The following is a 23065-nucleotide window of genomic DNA, read 5'->3' on the forward strand; positions in this document are numbered from 1 at the left end:
TCCCGTGTGCCTTCCGGGTCCCATGTGCCGTCCGGGCCCCGCAGGGCCGCCGGGTCTCGTACGTCCACCGTGCCGCGCGCATCCACTGAATCGGCCCTTCCGCTCCCGTTCATCCCTCCATGGTGCAACGGCGGCGGATGTCCGTTGCTTCCGGGGCGTCCGCCGACGAGACGACCGCGCAGGTCAGAGCCGGGGCGGCCGGAAGCCGGGCCGAGGCCGGCCCGCCCGCCGTCCGGGCCTTCGTCCGGGCCGGAAACCCTCGGCGCCCGTCGGCTCCGGGCCCTTGGCCGGGCGGCCGCGAGTGTCAGAGGTCGTCAGGGGGCCATGACCACGGACCGGGGGTCGAAGCCGAACGGCAGCTCCAGCCGGTGCGCCCGCATCAGCTCCTCGTCTCCCAGCAGCTCCTGGGTCCGCCCGTCGGCCACGATCACGCCCTCACTCAGGATCACCGAGCGCGGGCACAGTTCCAGCGCGTACGGGAGGTCATGGGTCACCATCAGCACGGTGACGTCCAACGACCGGATGATGTCGGCCAGTTCACGCCGTGACGCGGGATCGAGGTTGGACGACGGCTCGTCGAGTACGAGGATCTCCGGCTCCATCGCCAGTACGGTCGCGACGGCGACCCGGCGGCGCTGCCCGAACGAGAGGTGGTGCGGCGGCCGGTCCGCGTACTCCTCCATCCCGACCCGTTCGAGCGCGGCCGTGATCCGCGCCTCCAGCTCCGGTCCGCGCAGACCGGACGCGGCCGGGCCGAAGGCCACGTCCTCGCGGACCGTCGGCATGAACAACTGGTCGTCCGGGTCCTGGAAGACGATGCCGACCCGTCGTCTGACCTCGGCGAGGTTCCGCCTCACCACCGGCAGGCCCGCGACATGGACGGTGCCGACGCCCGGCTCCAGGATGCCGTTGAGGTGCAGTACGAGGGTGGTCTTGCCCGCGCCGTTGGGGCCGAGCAGGGCGACCCGCTCGCCGCGCCCGACCGTCAGATCGACGCCGAAGAGGGCCTGGTGCCCGTCGGGGTAGGCGTAGGCGAGCCCCCGCACGGCGAGTGAGGCGGTCTCGGGCGCCGCTCCTTGGGAAGGCGTGGGTGCCGTCCCGGCCGCGGGCGTGGGCGTGGGCGTGGGCTCTGTCCCCGCCGTTGTCATGGGCTCTGTACCGGCAGTGGTCATAGGTTCCATCCCAGCAGGCAGACGACGAGCGCGGAGACGGGGAGGGCCGCCGCGTAGGACCATTGGGCGCGCGAGGCCGCGACCTGGTCGATCACCGGCATCACGCCCGTGTAGCCGCGGCTGACCATCGCCAGATGCACCCGCTCCCCGCGTTCGTAGGAGCGGATGAAGAGCGCGCCCGCCGACTTGGCGAGGACGCCCCAGTGGCGTACTCCCTTCGCCTCGAACCCGCGCGATCTGCGGGCGATCGACATCCGCCGCATCTCGTCGGTGATGAGATCGCCGTAACGGATCATGAAGGACGCGATCTGCACGAGCAGCGGCGGCAGCCGGAGCCGCTGGAGGCCGAGCAGCAGGGCGCGGAGTTCGGTCGTGGAGGCGAGGAGGACGGAGGCGGCGACGCCGAGGGTGCCCTTGGCGAGGATGTTCCACGCGCCCCACAGGCCGGGGACGCTGAGCTGGACGCCCAGCACGGTGGCCTGTTCGCCGGGCACGACGAACGGCATCAGCAGCGCGAAGGCCACGAACGGGATCTCGATGAGGAGCCGGGTGAGCACATATCCGGGGGTCAGCCGGGCCACGGCCGCGACGGCGGCGAGCAGCAGCGCGTACAGCCCGAAGGCCCACATCGCCTCGCGCGGTGTGGAGACCACGACGAGGACGAAGCAGAAGACGGCCACGAGCTTGCAGTGCGGTGGCAGTCGGTGCACGGGGGTGTCCCCGTGGCGGTAGAGCTTGTGGCTGTGACCCGCGCCCATGGGTCAGACCGTGCCGTTCGGTACGCCGGCGGACCCGGACCCGGCCCCAGATCCGGACGAGGCTCCGGACCCGGACCCGGCTCCCGACGAGACCCCGGCCCCGGACGAAGACCCGCCGTCTGATTCGGTCGTACGGCGGCGGCGGACGACGACATAGAAGACGCCGCTGCCCACCGCGACGGTGGCGGTGACGCCGATGACGCCGGCGAGGCCGCCGGAGATCCGGGCGTTGGAGACGTCCTCGATGCCGTAGTCGGCGAGCGGGGAGTCGGCGGCGGCGTGCTCCTCCACCTTGGCGTCGATGCCCTTGTCGGCGGCGACCTTCTCCAGCCCGTCGGGGCTGGCGGAGGCGTAGAAGGAGACGAAGCCCGCGAGGACGAGCGCGGCGGCGAGGCCCGCCAGCCAGACCTTGCGCGGGGAAGGCGACGGGGAAGCGGCGGCGGACGCGGGCACGGGCGCGGGAGCGGCGTCGACCAGTTCGCCGCCGACGCGGAGCTTGAGCGGCTGGGCCAGTCCCCGCGCGCCGTAGACCAGATCGGGGCGCACGGCGATGACGGCGCCGACCGTCAGCATGGTGATCGCGGCCTCCCCGATGCCGATGAGGACATGGACGCCGACCATCGCGGTGAGGACCTTGCCGATCGGCACGTCGGTGGTCCCGCCGATCGCGTAGAGCAGGGTGAAGGAGGCGGCCGACGCCGGTACGGAGACGAGCGCGGCGACGAAGGCGGCGGCGGTGACCGTCCGGCGGCCCCGCGGCAGCACGGCCAGCAGCCCGCGGAAGAGTCCGTACGCCACGACCACGGTGACCACGCCCATGATGGTGATGTTCACGCCGAGCGCGGTGAGACCTCCGTCGGCGAAGAGCACGCCCTGCATCAGCAGGACGACGGCTATGCAGAGCACCCCGGTGTAGGGCCCGACCAGGATCGCGGCGAGCGCGCCGCCGAGCAGATGGCCGCTGGTGCCCGCGGCGACGGGGAAGTTCAGCATCTGCACGGCGAAGATGAACGCGGCGACGAGACCCGCGAGCGGCGCCGTACGCTCACCGCCCGCGCCGAGGCCCGTGTCGCCCGGGTTCCGGCCACCGGGACCGGCTCCCGACAGCTCGCGCCGGGCTCCGCGGAGGCTGAGCGCGACGGCTCCGGCGGCGGCGACTCCGGCGGCGACCGATACGGGCGCGTTGATGAATCCGTCGGGAACGTGCATGGCGGGCTCCGCATCGGAAAGACGGAAAGCAGGCCGGCTTCGGCCGGCCTTGCTGCATGACTGCTCCACGATTGTGCTCTCTTGCACATGACTTGCAAGAGTGCCTTCGTCACAAATAGGAATCGAGCATTTGCCCAAAATATGGGAGATTAGAGGACAAAGAGGACGAGTGTGAGGAGCGTGTGATGTCCGCCGACGCCGTCGAGGATCATGCATGGGGCCGGATCGTCACGGACGCTCCCCTGTACCGGCCAAGCCGAATCTCGATGACCTACGAACCGGCCGAGGACCCACGGACCGTGCGCTTCGTCCTCCCCAGCGGGATGGACTGGACTTTCCCGCGCGAGCTGCTGGAGAGGGGGCTGCGCTCCCCCGCCCGCAGCGGCGACGTGGAGATCTGGCCCTGCGGCAGGGTGCAGACGATCGTGGAGTTCCACAGCCCTGACGGAGTCACCGTCGTGCAGTTCGACGCCTATGTGCTGAGACGCTTCCTGCGCCATACGTACGCGGTGGGGATGCCGACCATCAGCTGACGCCGCACCACTCGCCAACCCCGCGCCGCTCACCTCGGCGGGACCGGCGGATCCCGGTCGGCCCCGGCCGGCCCCGTCCGGGCCCGGCCGACCGGCTCCGGCCCGGTCCCAAGCCACCGGGTCCGTCCCGAGGCACCGGACACCTACGGCTCGGCGAGTTCCGGCACCCGGAACACGCGCAGGCCGGAACACCGCAGCCGCGGAAGACGCAGCCTGCGGAAAGCGCGGTGGCCGCGCCCGCCGCCGGAAGTTCCGGATCGGACGGACGCGGCCACCAGGGCTCAGCCGGTTCAGACGCGGGTCAGTTCCCGGTCCCCGTCACCCGCCGTGCCGGAGAGCTGCTTGTGCAGCTTCTCGCCCTCGACGTCGACGTTCGGCAGCGCCTTGTCCAGCCAGCGCGGCAGCCACCACGCCTTGTGGCCGAGGAGCGCCAGCACCGCCGGCACGATCGCCATCCGGACCACGAAGGCGTCGAAGATCACCGCGATGGCCAGGCCGAAGCCGATCATCATGACCATCTGCTCGCCGGAGCCGATGAAGCCCGCGAAGACGCCGACCATGATCGCGGCTGCCGCCGTCACCACCCGCGCACCGTGCTTGAAGCCGGTCACCACGGCCTCGCTGGGCTTCTCGCCGTGGACGTACGCCTCGCGCATCCGGGTCACGAGGAAGACCTCGTAGTCCATGGCGAGACCGAAGACGACGCCCACCATGAAGATCGGCATCATGGACATGATCGGGCCCGGCTGGTCCACGTTGAAGACCGAGCTGAGCCAGCCCCACTGGAACACGGCCACGACCGCGCCGAGCGCCGCGAGGACGGAGAGCAGGAAGCCGAGGGCCGCCTTCAGCGGCACCAGGATCGAGCGGAACACCAGCACCAGCAGCAGGAAGGCAAGTCCGACGACGAGTGCCAGATACGGGATCAGCGCGTCGTTCATCTTCTGCGAGAAGTCGATGTTCAGCGCCGTCGCGCCGGTCACCAGGACCTCGGCCCCCGTGTCGGTGCTGATCCCGCCGTTGAGGTCCCGGATCTCGTGGACCAGGTCCTCGGTATCGATCGAGGACGGCCGGTCCTCGGGCACGACCGTGATCATTCCGGTGTCGCCCGCCTTGTTCAGCGGGCCCGGAGTGACCTCTTCGACGCCGTCGAGCTTCTCGATCCGCTTGGCGGCGTCGTCCACCGCGCCCTGCGGGTCCTCGCTGCCCTTGGCATCCACGACCACGGTCAGCGGGCCGTTGAAGCCGGGCCCGAAGCCGTCGGAGAGCAGGTCGTACGCCTTGCGCGCACTCGAAGTGGGGGACGAAGAGCCCTCGTCGGGCAGGCCCAGCTCCAGCGACGCCACGGGGGCGGCGATGACGCCGAGGCCCACGACACCGGTGAGCAGGACCGCGATCGGGCGGCGGACGACGAAGCGGGCCCAGCGGGTGCCCATGTTCGGCTTCGTCTGCGAGCCGTGCTGGGCGGCGTGCGCTCCGGCCTTGCGGGCCTTACGGGCCTTGCGGCCGAGCACCTTGTCGCCCGCGAAGCCGAGCAGCGCCGGGATCAGGGTGATCGCGATGATCACGGCGATCACGACCGTGCCGGCCGCGGCGTAGCCCATCTTGCTGAGAATCGGGATGTTGACGACGGCGAGGCCGACGAGGGCGATGACCACGGTGAGTCCGGCGAACACGACCGCGGAGCCCGCGGTGCCGGTGGCCCGGCCCGCCGCCTCCTCGTGGTCATGGCCGTCGGCCAGTTCCGCGCGGTAGCGGGAGACGATGAAGAGCGCGTAGTCGATGCCGACCGCGAGTCCGATCATCATCGCCAGCGTGCCGGCGGTGGTGCCCAGGTCGAAGACGTTCGCGAGCGCGGTGATCGACGAGATGCCGATGCCGACGCCGATGATCGCGGTGAGCAGCGGAAGCCCGGCGGCGACCAGCGAGCCGAAGGTGATGGCCAGGACGACCGCGGCGATCGCGATGCCGATCATCTCGGTGGAGGCGGCGTGCTCCTCCGCCATGGCGGCGTCACCGCCGATCTCCACGGTGAGCCCGGCGTCCCGCGCCTGGTCGCCGGTCTCCGTCAGCGCCTCGCGGGTCTCGTCGGTCACCTCCATCGAGTTGACCTTGTAGCTGACCGAGATGTAGGCCGTGCTGCCGTCCTTGGAGACCGCGTCGGCGGTGTACGGGTCGGAGACGTCGGCGACCTGGTCGGAGCCCTTCTTCAGGGCGGCGATCGCTTCGGTGACCTCGGTCTTGTTCTCGGGGTCGGTCATCTTCTCGCCCGCGGGGGCCTTGAAGACGATCCGGGCGGTGGCGCCGTCGGCGCTGCCGCCGGGGAAGCGCTCTTCCAGCAGGTCGAACGCCCGCTGGGACTCGGTGCCCGGCAGGGCGAAGCCCGGGTCCTTGGCGGTCGAGGCGGCGCTCGCTCCGACCCCGGCGAGTACCAGGAGGGCGACCCACAAGAGTGCGACGATTCGGCGGCGCCTGAAGGCGGTCCGCCCGAGTTTGTAGAGGAACGTGGCCACGAGGGCGTACTCCCGTTGGTGAGACGAAAAAAGGGCAGGGGGAGTCGTCCCGACGACGAGAGCGGCGCGCGTCAGGTGTTACGGGTGGTGCGTGAGCGATGGGTGTTCGGGGAGGGGACCGGATGCCTGAGAACGGGGAGGTTCAGGCTCGGAGTGCCGGGCGAGCCGACGGGGGGACCGTCGGCCCTCCTGCGGAGCTACATCGAAACCGCCAGGACTCCCATGACCGCCAGGACCGCTCGGACGGCCGAGGCCGGCCCGAGGTCCGGGGAGACGGTATCGAGGTCGGGGTCGGGGTCGCGGACCGCGCAGACCGCACTGACCGCGCGGACCTCACAGACCGCACCGACGGCGCGGACGCCGACGCTGACGGCCGTGACGGGTTCGCCCGCAGCGGGAGCCGCGGAGTCATCGTGCCTCCAGCGCGGGAAGCACCACGGCGTGGACATACCGCGCGAGGAAGTCCCGGTCGGGGACCCGGTTCTCGATGATGTGGAGGATGAAGAACGCGCCGAACAGCATGTGCGGGAGGAAGTTCAGCGCCGGATTGTCCGGACGGATCTCCCCCCGTACGACCGCGCGGTCCAGGACCCTCTTCAGCGCCCTGCTCTCCGGCTCGATCAGTTTGCGCACCAGCGCGTCATGGAGATCGGGGTTGGCGTGAACCGCGTGGACGAGACCCATGTACAGCGCGGAGTCCTTCTTCATCTGGGCGTCGTCCGCGGCCATCAGTATGGCCTCGAAATCACCCCGCAGACTGCCGGTGTCGATCTCCTCGGCGGGCGTCTGGGCCTGCTGAAGCGCTGTGGCCACCAGCTCCGGCTTGCTGTGCCACTGCCGGTAGAGCGTGGCCTTGCTCGATCGGGCCCGGGTGGCGACGGCGTCCATCGTCAGGGATTCGTAACCGACTTCGCGCAGCAGGTCGAGCACTACTTCGAACAGTTCGCTCTCGCGCTCGGGGGTCAGCCTGCTGCGTCCCATGGGTTCGCCTCCCTTCGCCGCTCTCGCCTCTGCCGACGTGGTCCGTACGGCCGTCCGCCGTACGGATGCCTGCCGCTGCACGACCGGCTGCACGACTGACTGTCCGACTGGATGCCTGTCTGACTGTCCGACTGGCTGTACGAAACGGTTTCGTACAGCAGCAGGATAGTCGACCATTCGACCGAAACGGAATCGTTTCGCTGTGGTATGCATCACGCATCCGCCTCGATTCCCCCCGGTCCAGAAGTTGCCGCCGTCCTCGCGCCCCGGAAGCATTGGGGGGTGAGCGACGACGTGGCGTACCTCCGTTTCCCGCATCTGCACGACGACTTGCTGTGCTTCGCAGCCGAGGACGACCTCTGGATCGCCCCGCTGGCACCGGAGGGCCACCGGCCGGGGCGGGCCTGGCGGGCCACCGTCGACCGCACCCGGATCGGCCATCCCCGCTTCTCCCCCGACGGCCGCCACATCGCGTACACGACCTGGCGCAGCCTCGATCCCGAGATCCATATCGCCCCGGTGGCGGGCGGCCCCGCGCGGCGGCTCGGCTACTGGGGCTCGTACGACACGCGGGTCTGCGGCTGGAGCCCTGACGGCCAGATCCTCGCCGTCTCCTCGCACGGCCAGCCCTTCTCGTACTTCTCCTGGGCCTACAGCGTCCCCCTCGACGGCGCTCCCGGCGGAAAACTGCCCTGGGGCCCGGTCTCGGACATCGCCGTCGCCGACATCGACGGCGAGCGCCGCACCCTGCTGCTCACCGGGAAGCCGCCGCACGAACCGGCCGCGTGGAAGCGGTACCGGGGCGGGGCCACGGGACGGCTGTGGCTGCACGGCAGGCGGCTGCTCGCCGACCTGAACGGCCATCTCGACTGCCCGATGTTCGTCCGCGGCCGGATCGCGTTCCTCTCCGACCACGAGGGCGTGGGAAACGTTTACTCGTGTCTCCCCGATGGGTCCGATCTTCGGCGTCATACAGACCATGACGCTTTTTATGCCCGTCATGCCTCCAGTGACGGGCGACGAATTGTGTATCAGTGCGCGGGTGACCTGTGGATCGTCGACGATCTGACCGTCGCCGACGCGGTGCCGCGCAAGCTGGAGGTGCTGCTCGGCGGGCCGCGCGCCGGACGGCGTACGTACCAGGTGCCGGCCGCCAGCCATGTGGACGCGGTCTCCGTCGACACCACGGGCCGGGCCAGCGCCGTCTCCGTCCGGGGCAGCCTGTACTGGCTGACGCACCGCGACGGCCCGGCCCGGACGATCGCCGACACTCCGGGGGTACGGGTCCGGCAGCCCGTGATGCTCGGCTCGGGCGGTCAGGTGGCGTACGTCACGGACGCGGAGGGCGAGGACGCGGTCGAGATCGCGTATCTGCCGCGGGCGACCGGCGACCGCGCCCCGAGGCGGCTGGCCTCCGGGCGGCTGGGCCGGGTCCTGGAGCTGGTGTCGGACCCGGAGGGCGAACGGCTGGCGATCGCCTCGCACGACGGGCGGCTGCTGCTGATCGACGCGGCGGAGCCGGAGAACGAAGTGGGAGGTGTGGCGGGGGGCATGGCGGAAGCCGGGACCGGCGGCCCGGCCGAGGCGGGGGCCGGGGCGGAAGCCGGAGCCGAGGCGGGGGCCGAGGCCGAGGAAGAGGGGGGAGCCGGAGCAGCGGCCGGGGGCGGGGCGGGGGCAGCGGCCGGGGCAGGGGCGGCCCCGGACCCGAGCGCCACCGATTCCGGCGCCGTGGACGCCACCGGCCCGGCCGACGCGGCCCCGGACGCCACCGACCCGAGCCCGGCCGCCCCGAGCCCGGCCGCCCCGGCCGCCCCCGCCGATGAGACCGGCGGCGTGACCGAGCTGGTGCGCTCCGCCAACGGCCCCGTGCGGGATCTCGCCTTCTCCCCCGACGGCGCGTGGCTGACCTGGTCGCAGCCGGGCGTGGGCCGGTCCCTGCGGCAGATCAGGATGGCCCGCATAAAGGACCGTACGATCGTCGATGTCACCAACGGCCGCTTCGAGGACGAGAATCCCGTCTTCACCAGCGACGGCCGCTATCTCGCGTTCCTGTCCTGGCGCGGCTTCGACCCGGTGTACGACGTGCACACCGGAGACCTGTCCTTCCCGCTGGGCTGCCGCCCCTATCTCGTGCCGCTGTCGTCGGCGACGCCGTCGCCCTTCGCGCTGTCACCGGACGGGCGGCCCGCGGCCGGCGGTCTCGACCCGCTGGACGAGGCCGGCGGCTCCCCCGAGGAGGGGGCGGGGACGGTGGTGGAGACCGAGGGTCTGGAGAGCCGGGTGACGCCGTTCCCGGTGGCGGCGTCCAAGTACTCGGCGATGCACCCCGTCAGCGGCGGCGGACTGGTCTGGCTGCGCTGGCCGATCTCGGGCGCGCTGGGCGAGACCTTCGTCAATCCGGCCGACACCTCCGGCCGCCCCACGTTGGAGCACTTCGACATCTCCAAGGCCCGCCGGGCCGAACTCGTGGACCATCTGGACTGGTTCGCGGTCAGCGGCGACGGCACACGGCTGGTCGTCGTGGACGACGACGAACTGCGCGCGGTCCCGGCGACGGAGGCCGGGGACGGCGACTCGACCGTCCAGCTCGATCCACGGCGGATCCTGCACGAGGTGGACCCGGCCTCCGAGTGGCGACAGGCGTACGCGGAGGCGGGCCGGCTGATCAGCGCGTACTTCTGGGATCCGGGGATGAGCGGCGTCGACTGGCCGGGGATCCTCGACCAGTACCGGCCGCTGGTCGAACGGGTCGCGTCACCGGACGAGTTCGCGGATCTGCTGCGGGAGGTGCTGGGCGAGCTGGGGACCTCCCACGCGTATGTGACTCCGGCCCGCCGTAACGAGGGCCCGCCGCACTACCAGCGTCCGATGGGCCTCCTCGGCGCCAATCTGGTCTGCCGGGACGGGACTTGGCTGGTCAGGCGCATCCTGCCGGGCGAGTCGTCCGACTCCAAGGCACGCTCGCCGCTGGCCGGCACCGGTATCCGTGAGGGCGCGGCCCTGACCCATGTCGACGGCCGCCCGGTCGATCCCGTGGCGGGTCCCTACCCGATGCTCTCGGCCGCGGGCGGGACGACGGTGGAGCTGACGTTCCGTACGGCCGACGGCGACTCGCGGCCCGGCGGCTCACGGCGGGTCGCGGTCGTGCCGCTCGTGGACGAACGCCCGCTGCGGTACCAGGACTGGGTGGCCAAACGGCGGCAGGTCGTCAGGGAGTTGAGCGGCGGCAAGTGCGGCTATCTCCACATCCCCGACATGGGCGGCTCGGGCTGGGCCCAGTTCAACCGGGATCTGCGCCTCGAAGTCTCCCGTCCGGCGCTCATCGTGGACGTACGCGGCAACGCGGGCGGGCACATCAGCGAGCTGGTGGTGGAGAAGCTGACCCGGAAGATCCTCGGCTGGGATCTGACACGTGACGCGCAGCCCGTCTCGTACGCCTCGAACGCGCCGCGCGGCCCGGTCGTCGCGCTGGCGGACGAGGCGACCTCCTCCGACGGCGACATGATCACGGCCGCGTTCAAACTGCTGGGTCTCGGCCCGGTGGTGGGCACCCGCACCTGGGGCGGGGTCGTGGGCATCACCGGCCGCCACGAGCTCATCGACGGCACGGTCATCACCGTGCCCATGAACGCGGCCTGGTTCGACACCTACGGCTGGTCGGTCGAGAACCACGGCGTCGAGCCGGACCTGGAGGCCCTGCGCACCCCGCTCGACTGGGCGGAGGGCCGCCACGCGGGCCTGGACGACGCGGTACGCCTGGCCCTGGACGCGCTCGCCGAGCAGCCCCCGGCCGATCCGCCGGGATACGGTTCCGTCCCGGACAGGAGCCGCCCGCCGCTGCCGCCGAGGCCGGCCGCCGGGTAGGGCGGAGCCCGGCAGAGCCGCCGACCGTCAGGGCGCGGCGTGGGCTCGTGGGCGTGGGCGTGGGCGTGGGGTCGCGGGCGTGGGCTCGCGGGCGTGGGCTCGCGGCCCTCGGCCGCCCGGATCGACACCGGCGAACCGCGCGGCGACAAGCCGACGTCCGGCACCGACGCACTCGGACTTGGACTCGGACTTGGACTCGGCCCGGACCCGGACCCGGCCCGGATTCCACCTGGCCCGGACCCGGACTCGCGAGGCGCCCCCCGCCACCGGCTGACGCCCGGTGCCCGGTGACCCGGTGGGCGGGCGTCGGTGCAGCGCGCGCGGGACGGACCGGTCGCGGACACGCGAAGGGACGCGCCCGTTCCGGAGAACGGACGCGCCCCTCGCAAGTCAGGCGTCAGGCAGGCCGGTTGGCGGGCCGGCCGGTCCTGCGCTCAGCGTCGCGGCGCTCGTCCTGGGAAGCGCGGTCGCGGCGCTCCTCTTGCGGACGGCCCTGCTGCTGGTCACGGTTCTGGCCGGGCTCCTGACGGCGCTGCGGCCCGGACTCCTGGGGCTGGCCCTTCGACTTGCCCGAACGCTGCTTCGCCTGCTCCTGAAGCTCCTGCGCCTTGACCTGGAACTGGTCCTTGATACCCATGGAGAGTGTCTCCTAGTGAGGGGGTGGGGGGTTGGTCCCCAGGCGGTGTAGCCTGCGGCCTCGACCAGCGTGGCACGGGCGGACATACATCGCATGTCGATCAGTTACGCTCCGTGCGCACCGCCTCGTCGGCCGCGCCGCCCGCGCCCACCAGGCCCTTCGCCACCGCGCTCAGCCGGGGTTCGAAGCGCTTCATCTCGCGACGGCCGACGGCGGCGATGACGGCGGGCAGACCGCCCCGCATCGCCTGCGTCCCCCGGAGCCACCCTTGGGCGTACACATGGGCCGACCTCCGCTCGACCCCGGCGACGATACGGTCGACGGCCGGGCCCAGCGGATAGGTGCGGTTCGCCGGCCAGGGCAGTCGCTGCCGGAGTTCGCGCATGACGCCGTCCCGATCCGCGCCGCGCACCATGTCGGTGTCGGTCCAGGACAGATAGCCGACGCCGACGCGGACGCCCCGGTGGGCGACTTCCGCGCGCAGGCTGTGGGCGAACGCCTCGACGCCGGACTTGGAGGCGCAGTAGGCCGACATCATCGGCGCGGGGGTGATCGCCGCGAGGGAGGCTATCTGGAGGAAGTAGCCGCGGCTCTCCACCAGATACGGCAGGAACGCGCGGCCCGTGAGCGCGCTGCCGATGAGATTGACCTCGATGACCCGGCGCCAGGCGACCGGGTCGGATTCCATGAAGGGACCGCCCGCCGCCACGCCCGCGTTCGCCACGACGGTGTCGACCTTGCCGAAGCGCTCCCGGACCTCGACCGCGACGCGGACCATCGCCTCCTGGTCGGTGACATCCGCGTCCCACCAGTCGCTCTCGGCGTGGAGCCGCGCCGAGACCCGCTTCAACTCCTCCGGCTCCAGGCCGACCAGAGCCACCCGCGCGCCGCGCGCGGAGAGCTTGCGGGCCAGCAGCTCCCCGACGCCCCGCGCCGCGCCGGTGACGACCGCGACCTGCCCGTCCAGACTCACCCTGCCGTTCATACGGCCGTCTCCTCACGGTTGCGCGAACGGGCTTCCGGGGCACGGCCGTTCCCCGCCCGGCCGTTCGGCGGATGACCGTTCCGCGTCCGGCCGGGCGTCATCGCGCGCCCTCCAGCACCGGCGCGGGCCGTGCGGGCTTGCGGACGATGGCGTACTCCGCGAGGTCGACCTCCCGCGTCGCCCGCCTGAACTCGCCGGTCGTGCCCGGCCAGACGGTCGTATTGCGGCCGGCGGCGTCGAGATACCAGCTCGTGCAGCCGCCGGTGCTCCACACGGTCCGCTTCATCCGTTCCTGTACGCGGCGGTTCCACGCGCCCACGGCGGACGGCTTGGGCGTGAGCGCGGTACGGCCGCCGAGGACGGTCAACTGCCGCATGTAGTCGGCCAGATAGTTCAGCTGGGACTCGATCATCAGGATCATGGAGGAGTTCCCGAGTCCCGTGTTGGGACCGATGATCGTCATCCAGTTGGGGAACCCGGCGGCCGTCGCCCCCCGCAGCGACTCCATGCCGTCCTTCCACGCCTCGGCGAGCGTGATCCCGTCCGCGCCGACGACCCGCTCGGCGATCGGCAGGTCGGTGACATGGAATCCCGTGCCGAAGACGACCGCGTCGACATCGGCCGCGGCGGTCCCGTCGGAGGCGACGAGCGTGGTGCCCCGGACCTCGGCGAGGCCGGATGCCACCACCTCCACATTGGGGCGGGCGATGGCCGGGTAGTAGTCGCTGGAGAGCCCGATCCGCTTGCAGCCGATGCGGTACGAGGGCGTCAGCTTGGCCCGCAGCGCCGGGTCCTTGACCGACTTGGCGAGATTGGCCTTGGCCAGCGACTCGACGAACCCCAGCTCCTTCGGCCGCTTGGTGAACGCCTGGACCTGCAACTCCCGTAGGCCCCACAGCACTCCGCGCCGTACGGACGAGGTGAACGGAAGCTGCCGGTGCAGCCAGCGCTCCGCCCCGGTGATACGGCGGTCCGCCTTCGGCAGGACCCAGGGCGGGGTTCGCTGGAAGAGGGTCAGCGAGGAGACCTGCGGCTGGATCCGGGGCACGATCTGGATCGCGGACGCGCCCGTCCCGATCACGGCGACGCGCTTGCCGCGCAGATCGTAGCCGTGGTCCCAGCGGGCGGAGTGGAAGACCTTGCCGGGGAACTCCGCGAGACCGGGGATCTCGGGGATCTTGGGATCGGAGAGCGGCCCGGCCGCCGAGACGACCACGTCGGCGGTGTAGTCGCCCCCGCTGGTCTCGATCCGCCAGTGCAGTCCGTCGTCGTCCCAGGTCATCATCCGTACGTCGTGGTTGAAGCGGAGGTGCGGGCGGAGCCGGAAGACGTCGGCGACATGTTCCAGATACGCGCGGATGTGGTCCTGGCCGGAGAAGGTGCGGGGCCAGTCGGGGTTGGGTGCGAAGGAGAAGGAGTAGAGGTGGGAGGGCACATCGCAGGCGCAGCCCGGATAGCTGTTGTCCCGCCAGGTGCCGCCGACCGACGCGGCCCGCTCCAGGACGACGAAGTCGGTGATGCCCTCACGGCGGAGGCGGACGGCCGCGCCGAGGCCGCCGAATCCTGAACCGATGATTGCGACGCGTACATGCCGGGCTTCCCGGCCGCTGCCGCCGTGGCCGCCCTCGTACTCCCGGTCCCCGCCCTGCGCCGGCTCCTCCCCCTGTTCCAGCCCCTGTTCCAGCCCCTGGGCCCGGTCTCGCTCCTGCGATTGCGGTTCCCGCCTTCGTTCGCTCATGCCGCCTCCACTCACGTCAGAGTCACGATCCAAGCCATCAGCCATCAGCCACAAGCCACAACCATGCCAGCAATCACTGGCATGGTTGGGAGGGTAGAGCAGGGCGGATACCGAGCGGTAGAGGCCGGGCGCGACAAGTTACCGGTGTGACAACATAGGCTTCCCCTGTGGCAGAAGGACGCGAGTACCGCATGGAGGAGCTGGCCGAGAAGGCCGGCATCACGGTGCGCACCCTGCGCTTCTACCGCGAGCGCGGTCTGATCCCGCCGCCCCGCCGGGCGGGCCGTATCGCCTGGTACGACGATCGCCATCTGGCCCGGCTCCGCACGATCGCCGCGCTGCTGGAGCGGGGGCACACACTGAACGGCATCGCCGATCTCGCCACCGCGTTCGAGAGCGGGCGGGACGTCGGCGAAGTGCTCGGCCTCGGCATGCCCACCGAGGAGACTCCCGTCCGCCTCACCCCGGAGGAGCTGGCCGACCACTTCGAGGGCGAGGTCACCCCGGAGAACCTGGCGACGGCGCTGGACCTCGGCTATCTCGCCACGGACGGCGACGCGATCGTGCACATCAGCCGCCGACTGCTGGAGGTCTCCTCCGCGCTCGTACGGGAAGGGGTGCCCCTGTCGGCGGTGCTGGAGGCGGGGCAGCGGGTCCGTGCGCACGCGGAGGCGCTCGCGGAGCTGTTCGTCGGGATGCTGCGGGACCACGCCCCGGAGGGCGACGCCGACAGACTCCGCCCGCTCGCGAAGACCGTGACGGACGCGGAGCTGTCGATGGCGCTGGACCGGCTGCTGCGGGGGCCCGAGGCACCAGCCGGCCCGGCCGGGGCCCGCGGAGACTGCGTCGAAGTGCGCGCGGACTCCGCCAAGTCCCTCTGACCCGAGGGCGGCCGTGCGCGACAGCCCTGCCGCGACGGAGTGAGACGAACCGAGAAGATGAGACGAACCGAGAAGAACTGAGAGGAACTGAGAGGAGACCGCCATGCGGATCACGGTGCTCACGGTTCCGGACTGCCCGAACGGCCCGGTCCTGGAGGAACGGATCGCCACCGCGCTGGCCGGCCGGGCAGCCCGGGTGGAACGCGTCGAGGTCCGCGAGGAGGCCGACGCCGCGCGCTGGGGCATGACCGGCTCCCCGACGGTCCTGCTCGACGGTGTCGACCCGTTCGCGCGGGCGGGGGCGGTGCCGAGCGTGTCGTGCCGTCTCTACCGGGATGAGGAGGGCCGTATGGACGGGGCACCGGGCGTGGACGCGCTGCGCAGGGCCCTGGCGGACGCCGACGACACGGTGGCGGCAGCGGACGAGGACCGCTGACGACACCCTTCCGGCGTCGGCGGAGCATCCCGACGCCCCGCCACACAGCCCACACAGCCCACACAGCGCCCAACACACATCCCATCGAAGCCCACGAAGCCCACGAAGCAGCGGCTCCGAGCGCCCGTCAGAGGCGTCATGAGGTGTGCTGTGACACGAGGTGGGCGGCGATCACGCACAGTCTCTTGGTGGCACGCGTGAGGGCGACGTACAGGTCACGCTCGCCGCTGGGGCGGGCCGCGACGATCTCCTCCGGGGCGACGATGACGACCGCGTCGAACTCCAGGCCGCGGGCCTCGGAAGCCGGCACGAGGCGTGCCCACGCTGTGACACCGGCGGTCGTCATCTCCTCGACCCGGTCGTCCGCGCAGATCACGGCGAGCAGTTCGCTCGGGTGCGCCGCGGCCCGCGCCCGGAGTTCCTCGGCCACGGCGGTGGCCAGTGTGGAGGGACCTGTGGTGACGCTCCGGGGAGGTTCGCCATGGCGGATCGACCGGATCGGCGTCTGGCCGGGGGCGATCCGCGCGAGCAGGTCGTGGGTGGTCTCCAGGATCTCCTGGGTCGTGCGGTAGCCGACGGTCAGGGTGTGCAGGGCGAACCGGCCGCCGAGATGCGGACCCAGCGCCTGGGACCAGTCGCTCGCAGCCGTCGCGGGGCCCGCCTGGGCGAAGTCGCCCACCAGAGTCATCGACCTGGCCGGACACCGGCGCATGACCATCCGCCACTGCATGGCGGTCAGCTCCTGGGCCTCGTCGACCACGACATGCCCGAACGTCCGCTCCGGCGGCCCGTCCACCAGCTCTGCCGCCTCGTCCAACAGCGGTACATCGGCATCGGTCCACGGGGCGTCGACAGAACACCCCGGCCGGGAACGTTCGTCACCGGCGAGCGACGGCAGATGACCGGCCATCGTGCGAGCGTCCGCCAGCAGGGCCCGTACGACCGCTTCGGGCGTCAGCCGTGGCCAGAGGGACTCCACCACACGGTCGACGTGGGCGTCGCCCATGAGGTTCGCGCGGACGGCGTCCGCGTCGAAGACCTCGGCCGGGTCCGCGGCCGGCGCGTCGTCGAAGCCGAGAGCCCGCAGGTCGGCCGCGGCCGCGGCATCGAGATCCATGCCCGTGCTCTCGGCGATCTCGGCGTCGATGTGCTCCAGGGCCTCGACGGCCCCGCGCTCCAGTGCGCCCGTGACCGCGCCGATCAGGTGCTCCTTGAACACCTCCCGCGCACGGTTGTGCGCGAGGCCGCTCGCCACCGCGGCCTCCCGCGCCGCCACGACGTCCACGCTTCCCAGACGGACCCACTCCTGCCCCACACGCACCGCGGTGCCGCCGCCGGGTGCCTGCGAGGAGCCCACCAGATCCGCCAGCGCCCCGGCCAGCGCGGAACTCCCCTTGAGGCGCGCGACATCGAACGACTCCACAGCCGCGGGCACCACCCCGGCCAGCTCCGCGCACGTCGACAGGACCACATCGTTCTCCCCCAGCGAGGGGAGCACCTGGGAGACGTAGTCGAGGAACCGCGCGTTCGGCCCGAGCACCAGCACACCGCGCGCGGCGGCGCCCGGGAACGCGTACAGCACGTACGCCGCCCGGTGCAGCGCGACGACGGTCTTGCCCGTACCGGGGCCGCCCTGCACCACCGTCACGCCCCGATGCGGGGACCGCACGATCGCGTCCTGCTCCGCCTGCAGCGTCGCCACCGCCGCACGCATCCGGCCCGTGCGCCGCGCCTCCAGCGCCTCCGTCAACGGACCGTCGCCGACGATGTCTCCGGCCCCGGCCGCGGATCCGTCCAGCAGCTCATCGCTCACCGCACGTACCGCACGGCCCTCGACCCGCAGATGACGGCGTCGCCGCTGCCCCATCGGGTGGACGGCCGTCGCGGCGTAGAAGGGCCGCGCCGCTTCCGCTCGCCAGTCGACGAGCAGCGGCAGGTCCCGGCCGTCCACGTGCAGGCCGAGCCGTCCGATGTGCAGGACCGTTCCGTCCCCGCCGTCGATCCGGCCGAACGCCAACCCCTCCTCGGCCCCCTCCAACCGGCGAAGCCGGTGCGCAAGTCGCTCCGCGGCGACATCGCGCGCGTACACGTCGCCCGCGCTGTCGGCCGACGACCGCAGTACGTCCGCCAGCCGGGCCCGCACATCGGCCGATCGCTCGTCGAGCAGCCCGTACATGGCGGCCACGTGGGCCTGCTCCACCTCGACCTGTCCTGCGGCATCCTCATGGCTGAACTGCGGCAACAGCGGCCCTCCTCGCGACTCGGCTCTCCACTGTGCAGCCGAATCCCCGCGAAAGTAAGGCTTGACTTACTTGTCCGAGTCAGCCGCTCGGGCCCGGTCCGCCTTCACGCCGGCTCTTCGCTCCCCACACCGTCACGGTCACCCGTCGAAGACGACCGTCACCGGAGCATGGTCGCTCCAGCGCTCGTCGTGGCTCGCCGCCCGCTCGACGTACGCCTTGACCGCCCGGCCAGCCAGCCCCGGAGTGGCGACGGCCAGGTCGATCCGCCAGCCGGTGTCGTTGTCGAAGGCGCGCCCCCGGTACGACCACCAGGTGTACGGCCCCTCCTGGTCCGGGTGGAGGGCGCGGACCACGTCCACGTACTCCGCCTCGTCGAAGACACGGGACAGCCAGGCGCGCTCCTCGGGCAGGAAGCCGGAGTTCTTCTTGTTGCCGCGCCAGTTCTTCAGGTCCGCCTCGTGGTGGGCGATGTTCCAGTCGCCGCAGACGACGACCTCACGCCCGGCCTCGGCGGACCGCGCTTTCAGCTCGCGCAGATACGGCAGGAACTCCGCCATGAACCGGTACTTCTCGTCCTGCTTCTCGGTGCCGACCTCGCCCGACGGCAGATACAGGCTGGCGACGGTGACGCCCGGCAGATCCGCCTCGACGTACCGCCCGCTGCCGTCGAACTCGGCCGACCCGAACCCGGTCCGCACCTCGTCCGGCTCCCGCCGCGTGTAGAGGGAGACCCCCGCGCGCCCCTTCGCCCCGGCGGGCGCGTGCGCGGTGTGCCAGCCCTCGGGCCGCCGCACCGCCTCGGGGAGCTGCTCGGGCTCCGCCCGTACCTCCTGGAGGCAGACCACATCGGCGTCGGTAGCGGCCAGCCACTCCACGAAGCCCTTCTTCGCGGCGGCGCGGAGCCCATTCACATTCACGGAAGTCACGGTGAGCATTCCGGCAGCCTATCCAGGGACCCTCCGGTGGCCGCCACCGGCAAAATCGTACGATGAGCTGCATGGATGTACGCCCGGTCCCGTTCGACCACCCCGACGCCGTCAAGCTCAACGACGAGGTCATGCAGGAGTACGTGGTGCGCTACGGCCCCTCCGAGAACGGCGAGGAGGACGGCGACGCCACCCCGGTCGACGCCTCGATGTTCGCCCCGCCGTATGGCCTTTATCTCATCGCGTACGACGACGACCGTCCGGTCGCCTCGGGCGGCTGGCGCACCCAGAGCCGCAACGACGAGGGTTACGAGGACGGCGACGCCGAGCTGAAGCGGATGTATGTGAGGCCCGAGGCGCGCGGCCTCGGCCTCGCCCGCCGTATCCTCGCCGTCCTGGAGGACGACGCGCGGGCCGCGGGCCGGACCAGGATGGTGCTGGCGACCGGCGACCAGCAGCCCGAGGCGATCGCGCTCTACCTCTCCAGCGGCTACACGCTCTCGCCGACGAACTTCGGCTACTACCGGGACCACGACGGCAGCCGCTGCTACGTGAAGCCGCTGGCATGAGATCCGGCCGCCGGACCGGCGGCCTCTGAGCGGGTTCCCCGCGAGCACGGGTCCATGGCGAGCCGCACCGGCCAACCTGGGACCGGGGTGCCGGAAGCCCCTGCCGGTGGGGGATCCGGCAGGGGCTCCGGTGCTCGTACGGGCGCGGGGGCTTCCGTACGAGCCGGGCCAGGGCGTCAGACCCCGCCCTGGCCTGGGCCGGCAGCCGCTCTCGGTTCAGCGAGCCGAGCGGGACGCGGTGCCGGAGAAAGCCTCGCGGGAATCCGGGCGTCCGGGCACGACGGGGCACGGCGGCTCAACTGCCGTTCCACAGCGGCGAATACCTGCGAGTAACAACCGGCAGTACGGTCCCACATCCGGGCGGTTCGCGGCAGACTTCCCCCGTGATGAACGGCAGTGAACTGCGTCACGACCCACGCGGCGCCGCCGACTCCGCCCGCCCGCCCGCCCGCCTGAACGCCCGTACAGGCACGGGTACTTCAGGATCTGAGATACGCCAGCACCGCCAGCACCCTGCGGTGCGAGTCATCCGCCGGAGGCAGATCCAGCTTCGCCAGGATGCTGCCGATGTGCTTGCCGACCGCCGCCTCGGAGACCACCAGGTCCTTGGCGATCGCCCTGTTCGACCGCCCCTGTGCGACGAGGGCCAGGACCTCGCGCTCGCGGGCCGTGAGGCGTTCCAGCGGGTCACGGCGGCGGCGCAGGAGTCGGCGTACCACTTCGGGGTCGACGACCGTGCCGCCGTCGGCGACCTTCCGCAGGGCGTCGACGAACTCCTCGACCTGGCCGACGCGGTCCTTGAGGAGATAGCCGACGCCCGAGCCGTCGCCGGAGTCGAGCAACTCGGCGGCGTACGACCGCTGTACGTACTGGCTGAGCACCAGGACCGGCAGGCCGGGGTGCTCCTCACGGATCCGTACCGCCGCGTGCAGGCCCTCGTCCTGGAAGCCCGGTGGCATGCGGACGTCCGTGACCACGATGTCCGGCCGGTGCTCGGCCACCGCCGTCAGCATCGCGTCCGCGTCGCCCACGGCCGCGACGACCTCGTGGCCGCAGCGGTGGAGCAGACCGATCAGGCCCTCCCGGAGCAGCACGCTGTCCTCGGCGAGTACTACGCGGAGTGTTCGGTCCACGTGCAAGGGATCTCCACGAGCAACAGGGTCGGTCCGCCGGGCGGACTGGACAGGGAGAGTCTGCCATCCAGTACGGACACCCTGTCCGCGAGGCCGGTCAGTCCCGTGCTCGCCGTGCGCTCGGTGACCCCGGTCCGCTCAGTGCTCCCGGTCCGCTCAGTGCTCCCGGTCCGCTCAGTGCTCCCGGTCCGCTCGGTGCTCCCGGTGCTTCCGGTACTTCCGGTGCGCTCGGTGCCTTCGTGCCCGACGCTCGCGCCGCCCCGGCCGTCGTCGCGGATCTCCAGCGACAGCAGTCCGTCGCGGTGGCCGCCCGTCACCCGCGCGCGGGTCGCTCCGCTGTGCTTGGCGACATTCGTGAGCGCCTCGCACACGACGAAGTACGCGGCGGCCTCCACGGCCTGCGGCAGCCTGCCGCCCAGGTCCAGCTCGACGTCGACGGGGACGGCCGAGCGGTCCGCCGCGTCCGCGACGGCTGCCGACAACCCGTAGTCGGCGAGGACCCTGGGGTGAATGCCGTGGATCAGCTCGCGCAGTTCGGCGAGCGCCTCCCCCGCCTCCTCGTGCGCCTTGGCGAGCTGGTCGGCGAGCGGGCCCGGCGGGGCGTCGAGCCGGGCCAGGCCCAGGGTCAGCGTGAGCGCGACCAGCCGTTGCTGCGCGCCGTCGTGGAGATCCCGTTCGATACGGCGGCGTTCCGCCTCGAAGGCGTCGACCAGGCGGACGCGTGAGCTGGTGAGTTCGGCGACCCTCGTGCCCAGTTCGCCGTCGGCCGGGTCCTTGGGCGCGATGAGCAGCCGGGTCAGCTCGGCCCGTGCCCCGGCGTACAGCCCCACCAGGTAGAGGGCGGCGGCCAGCAGGACGACCCCGAGAACGGCGATGCCGAGCGCCATCGGCCAGGAGGTGACCGTCCACGCCTTGAGCACGGACGCCTCCTCACCGCCCCCGACGGTCGCCATCAGCACCGGCGTGGCCGCCAGGCCGAGCGGCACGGACAGGAGCAGCCCGATCGCGAGCGCGTCCAGCGGCCAGAGCAGCAGGGCGAGCAGCACCGCGTATCCCAGTTCGCGCCAGGTGGCCCGCTCGCGGTAGCGCGTCCTGGCCCAGGGCCACACTCCCCGCTCGGCGGGGGCCCGGTGCGGATCGTGCGCGGGGTGCTCGTCGACCAGCCGCAGCCGCCATCGTTCGACGCGGGCGACGGGCAGCCCGCACAGTCCGAGCAGCGGCAGCAGCGGAAGCCCCACCAGCACCACCGCCAGCGCTCCGGCGACGGCGGTCAGCACCAGGACCGCCACCAACGTGACCGCCCCGGCCAGCGCGCCGGTGACCAGGTACGCGGCGGAGCGCCAGGGCCAGGCCGAGCGGAGGTAGGCGGGCCCGGAGAGGGCCTGCCACACGGTACGAGAGCACATGGACTCACCGTAGAAGGCGGGCCGGAAACGGGACATCCGCCCAGACGGAGCGTACGGGGTATGGCAGGCCATACCCCGGGACTCCCCCCTGCCCCTACCCCAGGACTCCCTCCTGCCGTGATGTGCGGGAGGACCGGCGGCGGTTGAGTCGGGGCATGACCAACGACGCCGTTCAGCTGCGCTCCGTCAGCCGTGTCCACGGAGCGGGAGACCATACCGTCACCGCCCTCGACCAGGTCTCCCTGAGCTTCCCGCGGGGCACATTCACAGCGGTCATGGGCCCTTCGGGCTCCGGCAAGTCGACCCTGCTCCAGTGCGCCGCCGGGCTCGACCGGCCCACGGCCGGATCGGTCAGGATCGGGGACACCGAACTCACCGGACTGAGCCAGACCGGGCTGACCCTGCTCCGGCGCGAACGCATCGGCTTCGTCTTCCAGTCGTTCAATCTGCTGCCCGCGCTCACCGCCGAGCAGAATGTGGCGCTCCCGCTGCGGCTGGCCGGGCGGAGGCCGTCACGGGCCCGCGTACGGGAAGTCCTCGACCGGGTCGGTCTCGGCGACCGGGCCCGGCACCGGCCGACGGAGCTGTCCGGCGGTCAGCAGCAGCGCGTCGCCCTCGCGCGGGCCCTGATCACCCGGCCCGAGGTGCTCTTCGGCGACGAGCCGACGGGCGCGCTCGACACCCGCACGAGCCGTGAGGTGCTGACGGTCCTGCGCGCGATGGTCGACGCCGAAGGACAGACGGTCGTCATGGTCACCCACGACCCGGTGGCCGCCTCCTACGCGGACCGGGTGGTGTTCCTGGTCGACGGCGCGGTCCACGGCGAACTGGTGTCGCCGACCGCCGAGTCCGTGGCCTCCCGGATGGCAGCGCTGGACGCCACCGCGGAACCGGCGGAGCCGCATCCCACCGCCGGGTCTGCCGGACCGGCGAAGCCGCACCCCGACTCCGGGGCTGCCGGACCGGCGGAGCCGCACCCCACCGCCGGGTCTGCCGGACCGGTGGCCCCCGGAGGGCCGCCCGGCCCAGGACCCGCCGCCAGGCCGAGCGTGCCAGGACCCGCCGCCGGACCGAGCGGGCC

Annotated in this window: 17 protein-coding genes and 1 pseudogene; 6 read left to right on the forward strand and 12 right to left on the reverse strand. The window is 72.0% G+C overall.

Going from position 1 to position 23065, the window contains the following annotated elements:
- Positions 1 to 314: 314 nt before the first annotated feature.
- From ACWEFL_RS29490 to ACWEFL_RS29500, 3 genes are read right to left on the reverse strand one after another with little or no spacing between them, the layout of a single operon-like run.
- Positions 315 to 1172: an energy-coupling factor ABC transporter ATP-binding protein gene (locus ACWEFL_RS29490; protein ID WP_451718198.1), complete on the reverse strand. Its 858-nt coding sequence runs from the start codon at positions 1170 to 1172 to the stop codon at positions 315 to 317.
- Positions 1169 to 1930 carry a cobalt ECF transporter T component CbiQ gene (gene cbiQ / locus ACWEFL_RS29495; RefSeq protein WP_451718201.1) on the reverse strand — a complete coding sequence of 254 codons (762 nt, stop codon included), beginning with the start codon at positions 1928 to 1930 and terminating at the stop codon, positions 1169 to 1171. The genes ACWEFL_RS29490 and cbiQ overlap by 4 nt, the downstream gene beginning before the upstream one ends.
- 3 nt (positions 1931 to 1933) lie before the next feature.
- On the reverse strand, positions 1934 to 3139 hold the full coding sequence (locus ACWEFL_RS29500) for an energy-coupling factor ABC transporter permease (protein ID WP_451718204.1): 1206 nt from the start codon (positions 3137 to 3139) through the stop codon (positions 1934 to 1936).
- Between the two features lie 185 nt (positions 3140 to 3324).
- Between ACWEFL_RS29500 and ACWEFL_RS29505 the strand changes: the two genes are divergently transcribed.
- Entirely contained in the window at positions 3325 to 3672 is a 348-nt protein-coding gene (locus tag ACWEFL_RS29505; protein WP_451718207.1) for an SsgA family sporulation/cell division regulator, read from the forward strand.
- Between the two features lie 290 nt (positions 3673 to 3962).
- On the opposite strand, the gene ACWEFL_RS29510 is transcribed toward ACWEFL_RS29505, so the two are convergent.
- Positions 3963 to 6185 (reverse strand): MMPL family transporter, encoded by a 2223-nt coding sequence (locus ACWEFL_RS29510; RefSeq protein ID WP_451718209.1) that lies wholly within the window; start codon positions 6183 to 6185, stop codon positions 3963 to 3965.
- 408 nt (positions 6186 to 6593) lie between these two features.
- Entirely contained in the window at positions 6594 to 7166 is a 573-nt protein-coding gene (locus tag ACWEFL_RS29515) for a TetR/AcrR family transcriptional regulator (protein WP_451718212.1), read from the reverse strand.
- 282 nt (positions 7167 to 7448) lie between these two features.
- Here ACWEFL_RS29515 and ACWEFL_RS29520 point away from each other — a divergent pair, with 282 nt between their 5' ends.
- A complete protein-coding gene (locus ACWEFL_RS29520; RefSeq protein WP_451718215.1) occupies positions 7449 to 11030 on the forward strand; it encodes a S41 family peptidase in 3582 nt (1193 codons plus the stop codon).
- A gap of 397 nt (positions 11031 to 11427) precedes the next feature.
- Here ACWEFL_RS29520 and ACWEFL_RS29525 read toward each other — a convergent pair whose 3' ends face one another.
- From ACWEFL_RS29525 to ACWEFL_RS29535, 3 genes are all read right to left on the reverse strand, one after another.
- A complete protein-coding gene (locus ACWEFL_RS29525; protein ID WP_451718218.1) occupies positions 11428 to 11667 on the reverse strand; it encodes a hypothetical protein in 240 nt (79 codons plus the stop codon).
- 100 nt (positions 11668 to 11767) lie between these two features.
- On the reverse strand, positions 11768 to 12652 hold the full coding sequence (locus ACWEFL_RS29530; protein ID WP_451718220.1) for an SDR family oxidoreductase: 885 nt from the start codon (positions 12650 to 12652) through the stop codon (positions 11768 to 11770).
- A 97-nt stretch (positions 12653 to 12749) separates the two neighbouring features.
- The gene (locus ACWEFL_RS29535) at positions 12750 to 14390 is read right to left on the reverse strand and encodes a flavin-containing monooxygenase (protein ID WP_451718223.1); all 1641 of its coding nucleotides are present in this window, start codon (positions 14388 to 14390) and stop codon (positions 12750 to 12752) included.
- A 191-nt stretch (positions 14391 to 14581) separates the two neighbouring features.
- Between ACWEFL_RS29535 and ACWEFL_RS29540 the strand changes: the two genes are divergently transcribed.
- Positions 14582 to 15271, forward strand: coding sequence for a MerR family transcriptional regulator (locus tag ACWEFL_RS29540; RefSeq protein ID WP_451718265.1), 690 nt, complete (start codon positions 14582 to 14584; stop codon positions 15269 to 15271).
- Between the two features lie 103 nt (positions 15272 to 15374).
- On the forward strand, positions 15375 to 15707 hold the full coding sequence (locus ACWEFL_RS29545; RefSeq protein ID WP_451718226.1) for a hypothetical protein: 333 nt from the start codon (positions 15375 to 15377) through the stop codon (positions 15705 to 15707).
- A 136-nt stretch (positions 15708 to 15843) separates the two neighbouring features.
- Here the strand turns inward: ACWEFL_RS29545 and ACWEFL_RS29550 are convergent, their stop codons facing one another.
- Positions 15844 to 17949, reverse strand: a complete 2106-nt coding sequence (locus ACWEFL_RS29550) for a HelD family protein (RefSeq protein ID WP_451718228.1) — start codon at positions 17947 to 17949, stop codon at positions 15844 to 15846.
- A 138-nt stretch (positions 17950 to 18087) separates the two neighbouring features.
- Positions 18088 to 18885 (reverse strand): exodeoxyribonuclease III, encoded by a 798-nt coding sequence (locus ACWEFL_RS29555; RefSeq protein ID WP_451718231.1) that lies wholly within the window; start codon positions 18883 to 18885, stop codon positions 18088 to 18090.
- Positions 18886 to 18947: 62 nt separating this feature from the next.
- Between ACWEFL_RS29555 and ACWEFL_RS29560 the strand changes: the two genes are divergently transcribed.
- Entirely contained in the window at positions 18948 to 19445 is a 498-nt protein-coding gene (locus tag ACWEFL_RS29560) for a GNAT family N-acetyltransferase (RefSeq protein WP_451718233.1), read from the forward strand.
- A 479-nt stretch (positions 19446 to 19924) separates the two neighbouring features.
- Here the strand turns inward: ACWEFL_RS29560 and ACWEFL_RS29565 are convergent, their stop codons facing one another.
- Together ACWEFL_RS29565 and ACWEFL_RS29570 are read right to left on the reverse strand one after the other, a co-directional pair.
- The gene (locus tag ACWEFL_RS29565) at positions 19925 to 20578 is read right to left on the reverse strand and encodes a response regulator transcription factor (RefSeq protein WP_451718236.1); all 654 of its coding nucleotides are present in this window, start codon (positions 20576 to 20578) and stop codon (positions 19925 to 19927) included.
- The gene (locus tag ACWEFL_RS29570; RefSeq protein WP_451718239.1) at positions 20557 to 21984 is read right to left on the reverse strand and encodes a sensor histidine kinase; all 1428 of its coding nucleotides are present in this window, start codon (positions 21982 to 21984) and stop codon (positions 20557 to 20559) included. Before ACWEFL_RS29570 ends, ACWEFL_RS29565 begins: the two co-directional genes overlap by 22 nt.
- A 155-nt stretch (positions 21985 to 22139) precedes the next feature.
- Here ACWEFL_RS29570 and ACWEFL_RS29575 point away from each other — a divergent pair.
- Positions 22140 to 22865 (forward strand): annotated as a pseudogene (locus ACWEFL_RS29575) (ABC transporter ATP-binding protein); the annotation flags it as partial.
- Positions 22866 to 23065: the final 200 nt, after the last annotated feature.

Source organism: Streptomyces sp. NPDC004838, assembly GCF_053600955.1.

What these genes read in the sequence shown, in the direction of transcription:
- ACWEFL_RS29535 (WP_451718223.1), bottom strand. Translation starts at nt 14,390, where the DNA reads ATGAGCGAACGAAGGCGGGAACCGCAATCGCAGGAGCGAGACCGGGCC.
- ACWEFL_RS29540 (WP_451718265.1), top strand. Translation starts at nt 14,582, where the DNA reads ATGGAGGAGCTGGCCGAGAAGGCCGGCATCACGGTGCGCACCCTGCGC.
- ACWEFL_RS29560 (WP_451718233.1), top strand. Translation starts at nt 18,948, where the DNA reads ATGGATGTACGCCCGGTCCCGTTCGACCACCCCGACGCCGTCAAGCTC.
- ACWEFL_RS29555 (WP_451718231.1), bottom strand. Translation starts at nt 18,885, where the DNA reads ATGCTCACCGTGACTTCCGTGAATGTGAATGGGCTCCGCGCCGCCGCG.
- ACWEFL_RS29490 (WP_451718198.1), bottom strand. Translation starts at nt 1,172, where the DNA reads ATGACCACTGCCGGTACAGAGCCCATGACAACGGCGGGGACAGAGCCC.
- cbiQ (WP_451718201.1), bottom strand. Translation starts at nt 1,930, where the DNA reads ATGGGCGCGGGTCACAGCCACAAGCTCTACCGCCACGGGGACACCCCC.
- ACWEFL_RS29545 (WP_451718226.1), top strand. Translation starts at nt 15,375, where the DNA reads ATGCGGATCACGGTGCTCACGGTTCCGGACTGCCCGAACGGCCCGGTC.
- ACWEFL_RS29500 (WP_451718204.1), bottom strand. Translation starts at nt 3,139, where the DNA reads ATGCACGTTCCCGACGGATTCATCAACGCGCCCGTATCGGTCGCCGCC.
- ACWEFL_RS29570 (WP_451718239.1), bottom strand. Translation starts at nt 21,984, where the DNA reads ATGTGCTCTCGTACCGTGTGGCAGGCCCTCTCCGGGCCCGCCTACCTC.
- ACWEFL_RS29530 (WP_451718220.1), bottom strand. Translation starts at nt 12,652, where the DNA reads ATGAACGGCAGGGTGAGTCTGGACGGGCAGGTCGCGGTCGTCACCGGC.
- ACWEFL_RS29505 (WP_451718207.1), top strand. Translation starts at nt 3,325, where the DNA reads ATGTCCGCCGACGCCGTCGAGGATCATGCATGGGGCCGGATCGTCACG.
- ACWEFL_RS29515 (WP_451718212.1), bottom strand. Translation starts at nt 7,166, where the DNA reads ATGGGACGCAGCAGGCTGACCCCCGAGCGCGAGAGCGAACTGTTCGAA.
- ACWEFL_RS29525 (WP_451718218.1), bottom strand. Translation starts at nt 11,667, where the DNA reads ATGGGTATCAAGGACCAGTTCCAGGTCAAGGCGCAGGAGCTTCAGGAG.